10 protein-coding genes are annotated in these 6,214 nt (G+C 57.5%); 9 read left to right on the top strand and 1 reads right to left on the bottom strand.

What is annotated here, in order from left to right; translation table 11 throughout:
- The 4 genes from AAD027_RS19075 (at window position 1) to AAD027_RS11620 (ending at window position 2,265) form a co-directional block, all read left to right on the top strand.
- Window positions 1-90, top strand: a complete 90-nt coding sequence (locus tag AAD027_RS19075) for an IS3 family transposase (RefSeq protein ID WP_425605415.1) — start codon at window positions 1-3, stop codon at window positions 88-90.
- Window positions 91-201: 111 nt separating this feature from the next.
- Window positions 202-822: a hypothetical protein gene (locus tag AAD027_RS11630; protein ID WP_341726184.1), complete on the top strand. Its 621-nt coding sequence runs from the start codon at window positions 202-204 to the stop codon at window positions 820-822.
- Between the two features lie 502 nt (window positions 823-1,324).
- Entirely contained in the window at window positions 1,325-1,624 is a 300-nt protein-coding gene (locus tag AAD027_RS11625) for a hypothetical protein (RefSeq protein WP_341726183.1), read from the top strand.
- A 68-nt stretch (window positions 1,625-1,692) separates the two neighbouring features.
- Window positions 1,693-2,265: a metalloprotease gene (locus AAD027_RS11620; RefSeq protein ID WP_341726182.1), complete on the top strand. Its 573-nt coding sequence runs from the start codon at window positions 1,693-1,695 to the stop codon at window positions 2,263-2,265.
- Window positions 2,266-2,385: 120 nt separating this feature from the next.
- Here the strand turns inward: AAD027_RS11620 and AAD027_RS11615 are convergent, their stop codons facing one another.
- Window positions 2,386-3,309, bottom strand: a complete 924-nt coding sequence (locus tag AAD027_RS11615; protein WP_341726181.1) for an IS110 family RNA-guided transposase — start codon at window positions 3,307-3,309, stop codon at window positions 2,386-2,388.
- A 233-nt stretch (window positions 3,310-3,542) separates the two neighbouring features.
- Here AAD027_RS11615 and AAD027_RS11610 point away from each other — a divergent pair, with 233 nt between their 5' ends.
- The 5 genes from AAD027_RS11610 to AAD027_RS11590 all read left to right on the top strand — a co-directional run bounded on the left by AAD027_RS11610 (window position 3,543) and on the right by AAD027_RS11590 (window position 6,194).
- Window positions 3,543-4,010 carry a GNAT family N-acetyltransferase gene (locus AAD027_RS11610; RefSeq protein WP_341726180.1) on the top strand — a complete coding sequence of 156 codons (468 nt, stop codon included), beginning with the start codon at window positions 3,543-3,545 and terminating at the stop codon, window positions 4,008-4,010.
- Window positions 4,000-4,374, top strand: a complete 375-nt coding sequence (locus tag AAD027_RS19070; RefSeq protein WP_425605443.1) for an HIT domain-containing protein — start codon at window positions 4,000-4,002, stop codon at window positions 4,372-4,374. Before AAD027_RS11610 ends, AAD027_RS19070 begins: the two co-directional genes overlap by 11 nt.
- A gap of 189 nt (window positions 4,375-4,563) precedes the next feature.
- Window positions 4,564-5,115, top strand: a complete 552-nt coding sequence (locus AAD027_RS11600; RefSeq protein ID WP_341726178.1) for a GNAT family N-acetyltransferase — start codon at window positions 4,564-4,566, stop codon at window positions 5,113-5,115.
- A gap of 89 nt (window positions 5,116-5,204) precedes the next feature.
- On the top strand, window positions 5,205-5,714 hold the full coding sequence (locus tag AAD027_RS11595; protein WP_341726177.1) for an HIT family protein: 510 nt from the start codon (window positions 5,205-5,207) through the stop codon (window positions 5,712-5,714).
- 84 nt (window positions 5,715-5,798) lie between these two features.
- Complete coding sequence (locus AAD027_RS11590) at window positions 5,799-6,194, top strand: VOC family protein (RefSeq protein WP_341726176.1); 396 nt, start codon at window positions 5,799-5,801, stop codon at window positions 6,192-6,194.
- Window positions 6,195-6,214 lie beyond the last annotated feature (20 nt).

The following is a 6,214-nucleotide window of genomic DNA, read 5'->3' as shown; positions in this document are numbered from 1 at the left end:
ATCCGTGACTACGTCCATTTCTACAACCACCAGCGGTTGCATTCGGCGCTGGGGTATCGTTCACCCGTCGAGTTCGAACAGTGTTGCTAGAACAGGGGTGTCTACTTTTTCGTAGGAACTGCCCGCCACTTCGCGGCGCGGCTTAATTCAGGCGTTAGGCGCCTGCCACACTCCCGCTTTTCATTAACCTATGAGACTTGAATGAACCAAATTCAGATGATCGCGGTGGTGCTTGCCATCTTGGCTATCGTTTCGGCGATCTGTGAACTCGCAATTGCCCGGCGTGAGAAGAGAAAATCATCCCTAATTAATGCAGGCATCATCTTTGTAGTCTTCGGTTCCCTTTTTTCTATCGGTGGATTGATGTCTCGCCGAGGTGCCTCAGCTGAAAGCCCTGAACCTGCCGCGCGACAAAGCGCCGAAGAGACTCTAGAGCTTTCCAGTGCGTTTGATCCGAAGGCAATCGTCATGGAGGATCCCGCCGACATTACCAGCAAGCCACTAGGGGAATACACACTTGTCACTAGAACCGTTACGGTTGATGATCAGGGCATGCTAATGGCAAAAAGGGCCGTTGCGTCCGCCGAGAGGTCTGCGCCCGCAGAGGCCTATTGCAACTCTCAGTTCAATGCGCCCTCTGGTGTACCCAGCGCACCTAACGTAAAGCTCGCGTTGGTCAACTCTGGGCAGTCAGAAGGCACGATTGGCTGCCACCTGCAGATGAGGGTTGAGTCCACTTTTGTAGATGCGGTTGCCATCTCCAAGCAAGTAGGTCAAAACATCTATATGGCTATGCTGCTGCCAGCGAAACCGGAGATTTAGTCATTTATGCAGGATCATGGCTACTCTTGTCTTCGCAGGGTGGGGTTTGATTCTTGTGGGCATCAAGTGCTTTAAGGGCGAGAAAACCTTGTTGGCGGCGGGACATTTTGTTGCGCCTAGCAGTTCATTCAGGCCGAACTGGCTTCGCCGGTCGGCTTAACTCAGCGTTAGGCTACGTATGCGGTTTGTTGGAGACCCTATTGAAGATTGATGAAGCGCGTGTACAGATACTCGTCCAATGGACTGCTTGGCCTACCAAATCGCAGCCTGCCACTTGGCAAGAAAAGTTTGCGTTCTATCAGTGGCTAGATCACGAGAGAAGTGATCTTCTCCAGTTCAAGAGCAACGGAGACAAGTGGCAGCGAGTCTCTGGATGGCTTTCTTAGCAAATCAATTGGCACTCTGGCTGCGGCTGCTTCGATCAGCAACACCTCCGCAGCCTGACAATTCATTCGAGCCGATGCCGCTTCGCGGCACGGCTTAATTCAGGCGTTAGGCGGCAATGACGCATCAACTCAACCGTCAAGACCAGGAACTTTTGCGCATCGTCGGCGAGGTGCTGCATTACATCTGGGACCCAATCGGAGTCGCTGGCGTGCCGCAAGCCCGCGACGAGTACGACAGCTATGTGGGGTCAGTTTTCACACTTCTTCGCTCAGGGGCTTCGGACACTGACATATCGGCACACTTGGAGCAGATTGTCGTCAACCGCATGGGCCTTCCGGGTCGCAAGGAGCGTTCAAATGAGGCAGCATCTGTTCTTACAGATTGGCGCGACTACCAAGCACAGGTTGCCGCCTAACAATTCATTCAAGCCGACGCCGCTTCGCGGCGCGGCTTAATTCAGGCGTTAGCCTATAAACTGCTCCGATGAAGAGTTACATCCACGTCCCGTTCCTTCCCGGCTTCGGCGCACGTGTCGAGCTGCATTGGTCTGTGCTGCTGGTGGCTGCGTGCGTAATGGCCGCATCTTTTCATACGCCTATCAATGCGGCCGCGCTCGTGGCGGCCTATTTCGGCATTCTTTACCTGCATGAGCTCGGCCACGCCTTTGTTGCTCGCCGTCTCGGCTATAGGCCATACGAAATCCGCCTTGGCTTTATTCACGGTCGCATGAGCTATGAAGCTCCCCGCAATGAGCGTGATGCGTCGTTAGTTGCATGGGGCGGAGTTCTAGCTCAGTTGGCTGTTGCGCTGCCACTGGTCGTGCTCGCTGAGTTCACTAACGCGGGTTCATTGCCAGTCCTTGGCCCCGCAATTGCTTTCCTCGGGTATTTCTCTTTATTGATCGCTGCACTAAACCTCGCACCCGCCCGAGGCTTGGATGGGCATTTAGCATGGCGGCTTCTACGCCTCCCAAAGCGCAAACCAGAGACGCGGTCCGACCCTGCTAGCGCCAAGTCAACCCAAAAGGTTGTGAAAGGACCTTGGGCCGATCCGTAGGCTAACAATTCGTTCAAGCCGAGCCCGCTTCGCGGCCTCGTGCAAGTTCTTGCAAGTTCCACTTGCCCAAGGCCGCAAAGCGGCTCGGCTTAACTCAGCAACTGTCTTGAAGCGCTCGGTTCAAGCCAGTGCCAAGCTCTCGATCTGCAGCTCATCGCGCCGCCTGGCATTGATGATCCCAAGCAGCTTGCGCATGCACGCCACCAAGGCCACCTTGCCCAGCTTCCCGCGTGCCCGAAGCTGCTGATAGTGCGCCTTCATCATCGGCTCCCAGCGTACGGCCGATAGCGTGGCCATGTAGAGCGCAATGCGAACCGGTGCCCGCCCACCACGGATGCGCCGCTTGCCTTGGGCCTGTCCGCTGTCCCGGTTCATCGGGGCGACCCCGGTGAGCTTGGCGATCTGTCTGCGATCAAGGTGGCCCAGCTCCGGCAGCAACGCAAGGATGGTGGCCTGGAACACCGGTCCCAAGCCCTTGCTCGAGCGCAGCGCCGGCGTGGCGTGCTCGTGGATCAAGGCCTTCATCGTCTTCTCGATGGCTGTCAGTTCGTGGGCCAGCGCCGCGATGGTGCGCGCTGCCAGCTTGCGGACCGAAGGCGGCGCCATGGCCGCCTGCTGCTTCTGGGCCTGAAGCAGGACGACCACCTGGCCGCGGCGGCGCAGCCAGTCACGCAGCTCGCGCTGCCAGGGCGGCGGTGCGAGATGCGGGCGTAGGCGGTCGGCGAACAGCCGGGCCATGAGTGCCAGGATCCGGGCGTCGATGGCATCGGTCTTGGCCAACTCGCCGGCGGCATGGGCGAAGGCGCGGGCCTGGCGCGGGTTGACTCGTGCAATCCACAGGCCGGCATCGCAGCAGGTCTCAAGCAGCGGGTCCTCGTAGCCGCCGGTGGCTTCGACCACGATCCGTGTGGTTCCAAGTGCTGTCAGGCGCTTGACCAGCTTGCTGATGCCCGCGCGATTGTTGGCGAACCGGACCACGCCCGGCTGTCCGTCCACGGCCAGGTCCAGATGGGCCTTGCACACGTCGATCCCTGCTGCCGTCATCCCCGTTCTCCGCTACAGTTGAGTGGCCGAGAGCATCGCGCCCGAGGCCCACGCTTATCGGTTCGAGGGCAACCTCGATCAACTGTTCGGGCGCAGGGCGCGAGATCCGGCGTGCGGCCCCTGCTGAATTACGGTGGTGCTGACACCGAGGCGTTATCGGGCACGCACGCCGGGCTCTCGGCTCTTAGGCTAGGGGAAACTCAAGACATAAGGCGTAAGGCAACAGAACGAAAATGTCGCTACAGATCCAAGAAGTTCCAGCAATGAGTGCGCCAATGGAGTTGCTACTGCTCGCCGACCCCTCGGAAGACAAGGTTCGTTCCTACTTTCCAAGGTCGAAATGCTTCGTTGCTTCAAATGGTGAAGCTGTTGTTGGCGCATGTTTGGTCCAGCCACTTGGTGCAGGCGCATACGAGCTAATGAGCATCGCCATACAACCAGCCCATCAGAAATCCGGCCATGGCACAGTGCTCCTGAAATGGGTCATTGATTTCTTTCGTAAATCTGGCGCAAGTCAAATAGAGGTAGGCACCGGCACATTTGGCTATCAACTTGCCTTCTACCAGAGGCATGGCTTTCGGGTTACGGCCATTGACCGTGACTTCTTCATCAAGAACTACCCTGAGCCAGTATTCGAGGACGGCATCCAGCTCTTTGACATGCTTCGTCTCACGCTAAGGTACACCGCCGATGTTGCCTAACAATTCATTTGAAGGATTCAAGATGACGAGCGACTTCTATTGCGATGAAGCACTGAGCGGTCGGACTCCGGTCGAGGTCGTAATGGAAACCGACGACGTGCTGGCGTTTCATCACACCCGTCCCCACTGGGCAGTCCACGTAGTCGTCGTTCCCAAGGTCCATATTCCATCTCTGACAGACTTGGGTGGGCATGGCATTGAGCTGGTGCACCGATTGCTGGACGCGGTCCGCGTTGTGGCGACGCAAGTTGAGCGACAGCACGGAGCGTGTCGAGTCGTTACCAACCTTGGTACCTACCAAGACTCGAAGCACCTGCACTTCCATGTGGGGCATGGCGACGTCCTCAAGCGCACGAGCGCATAAGGCCAATGAGTACGATGCGATCACTTCTCACGTTGGGGTGTGCTGTTTCGACGGAACGGCAGCCGCCTAACCCATCGTTCCAGCGAACCATGCGGACCGTCACGCTTTTTTGCTGTCGCAAAAGCCGCGCCGGTTTGCCCGGCCGCTGGACTCTATCGCTAGGCCCCAGGTCAACCATTTCGGATTCTCATGATGACCTCCATCCCACTCGAAGTTACTTTCGTTTCTCCAAGGACACAATTTGGCACACGCTTGCTCCCTGTCGCGCGTCGAATCTTCAGTGAGACGTTTTCGTATCTTTACGATCGAGACGCTTTCGAGGCCTTTTGCGACAAGACCTACGCTGTGGACGGACCAATGGCAAAGGATCTAGCGGATCAAGCTGTTCAATGGCGTGTCGCTGCGGTTGGTGGCGAGCCGATAGGCTATGCAAAGCTCACGCCCCTCCGTGCGCCTGCCCCAAACCCCCGAGAAGGCGCCCGTGAACTCCAACAAATCTATGTTCTCTCCCCTTGGCATGGGAAGGGTGTAGCGGAAGAACTCATGAACTGGGCCGTTGAATCAGCTCTCGAGGCCAATGCGCCGGAGCTATACCTCACTGTCTTTGACCATAACGAACGAGCGAAGCGCTTCTATGCACGTCATGGCTTTACGGAAGTGGGAAATTGCACCTTCACCCTCGGTGATCGCGTGGATGACGATCGCATCTGGCGCAAGCCTCTACTCGCGGTTGGGGCCTAACAATTCATTCAAGCCAACGCCGCTTCGCGGCGCGGCTTGACTCAGGCGTCGGGCCGCTTAGGGCAAACCAGCTTGATCGGAGAAGGCGAATGATCGAACTTCCCATAAGGGATCCGTGCGACCTTTGTGTGGCGGGTCGCGAAGAAAGATGGAAGATCATAGACGAAAGCGAACATGCGTTGACCGTGATCAATCCGTGGCAATTCGAAGTTGGCCAGTGCTGCGTCATCACACGCCGGCATGTCGCGACGCTGCTCGATCTTTCCGACCAGGAGTGCGGGGCCATAATGGCCTCGGCCAAGAGGGTCGCAGAGGCGCTCGTCAAGACCTATCGGCCCCTCGGAATACTTACGTTCCAAAACAACGGGGTCTTTAGCGGGCAGGAAACACCGCACTTCCATTTCCATGTCGTGCCTCGGCAGAAGGGCAGCGATTGGGGTGTAGGCCCGCCTCAACTCGCAACATTCGATGGCGCCGGACGCAAAAGGGGTGCCTCGCACGATCCGAGCGGGGATGCACAGCGTCGAGAGCGAGTTCAGGTTTCTGCCAGGCAACTTGCTGAAACCGCGGGCCTGATTCGTTCGAATCTGCCGGAGTAGCCAGGTTGTTGTAGAGTTCCGGCTCAGGCGTTTGGCCTATGATCATTTGCGCCGCAAGAATTTGCGCGCTTCACCAGGACTCTCATGCTGGACCATGTATTTCTTTCGGTAAGTGATCTCGATCGCTCAGTCGCCTTCTATACCGCGGCCTTGGCACCTCTTGGCATCAAGGACAGACTTGATTACGACGGAGCTCAGGGTCCTCCTGGCCACCCTGACCTGAAAGGGTTCGGAGCTGACTCGCGCACGTTCTTCTGGTTGCGCCTCGGCAAGACTGATGGACAAGCGGCCCATATCGGTTTTGTGGCTCGCAGTACTGACCAGGTAGATGCGGCTTATGCTGCGGCACTGGCAGCTGGCGCGAAGGACAACGGCCCGCCCGGTATCAGACTTCACTATGATCCGCGCTACTACGCAGCCAATGTGCTGGACCCGGATGGGTATAGTCTGGAGTTCGTCTTTAAGAGCTGGCAGCACTAGCTTCACATGTATAGGCCTGA

Origin of the sequence: Pseudoxanthomonas putridarboris (assembly GCF_038321125.1) — a bacterium.
GTDB lineage: Bacteria > Pseudomonadota > Gammaproteobacteria > Xanthomonadales > Xanthomonadaceae > Pseudoxanthomonas_A > Pseudoxanthomonas_A putridarboris.
This window is presented reverse-complemented; position numbering and strand designations above follow the sequence as displayed.

What these genes read in the sequence shown, in the direction of transcription:
- AAD027_RS11625 (WP_341726183.1), top strand. Translation starts at nt 1,325, where the DNA reads ATGACGCATCAACTCAACCGTCAAGACCAGGAACTTTTGCGCATCGTC.
- AAD027_RS11630 (WP_341726184.1), top strand. Translation starts at nt 202, where the DNA reads ATGAACCAAATTCAGATGATCGCGGTGGTGCTTGCCATCTTGGCTATC.
- AAD027_RS11590 (WP_341726176.1), top strand. Translation starts at nt 5,799, where the DNA reads ATGCTGGACCATGTATTTCTTTCGGTAAGTGATCTCGATCGCTCAGTC.
- AAD027_RS11600 (WP_341726178.1), top strand. Translation starts at nt 4,564, where the DNA reads ATGATGACCTCCATCCCACTCGAAGTTACTTTCGTTTCTCCAAGGACA.
- AAD027_RS11620 (WP_341726182.1), top strand. Translation starts at nt 1,693, where the DNA reads ATGAAGAGTTACATCCACGTCCCGTTCCTTCCCGGCTTCGGCGCACGT.
- AAD027_RS19070 (WP_425605443.1), top strand. Translation starts at nt 4,000, where the DNA reads ATGTTGCCTAACAATTCATTTGAAGGATTCAAGATGACGAGCGACTTC.
- AAD027_RS11595 (WP_341726177.1), top strand. Translation starts at nt 5,205, where the DNA reads ATGATCGAACTTCCCATAAGGGATCCGTGCGACCTTTGTGTGGCGGGT.
- AAD027_RS11610 (WP_341726180.1), top strand. Translation starts at nt 3,543, where the DNA reads ATGTCGCTACAGATCCAAGAAGTTCCAGCAATGAGTGCGCCAATGGAG.
- AAD027_RS11615 (WP_341726181.1), bottom strand. Translation starts at nt 3,309, where the DNA reads ATGACGGCAGCAGGGATCGACGTGTGCAAGGCCCATCTGGACCTGGCC.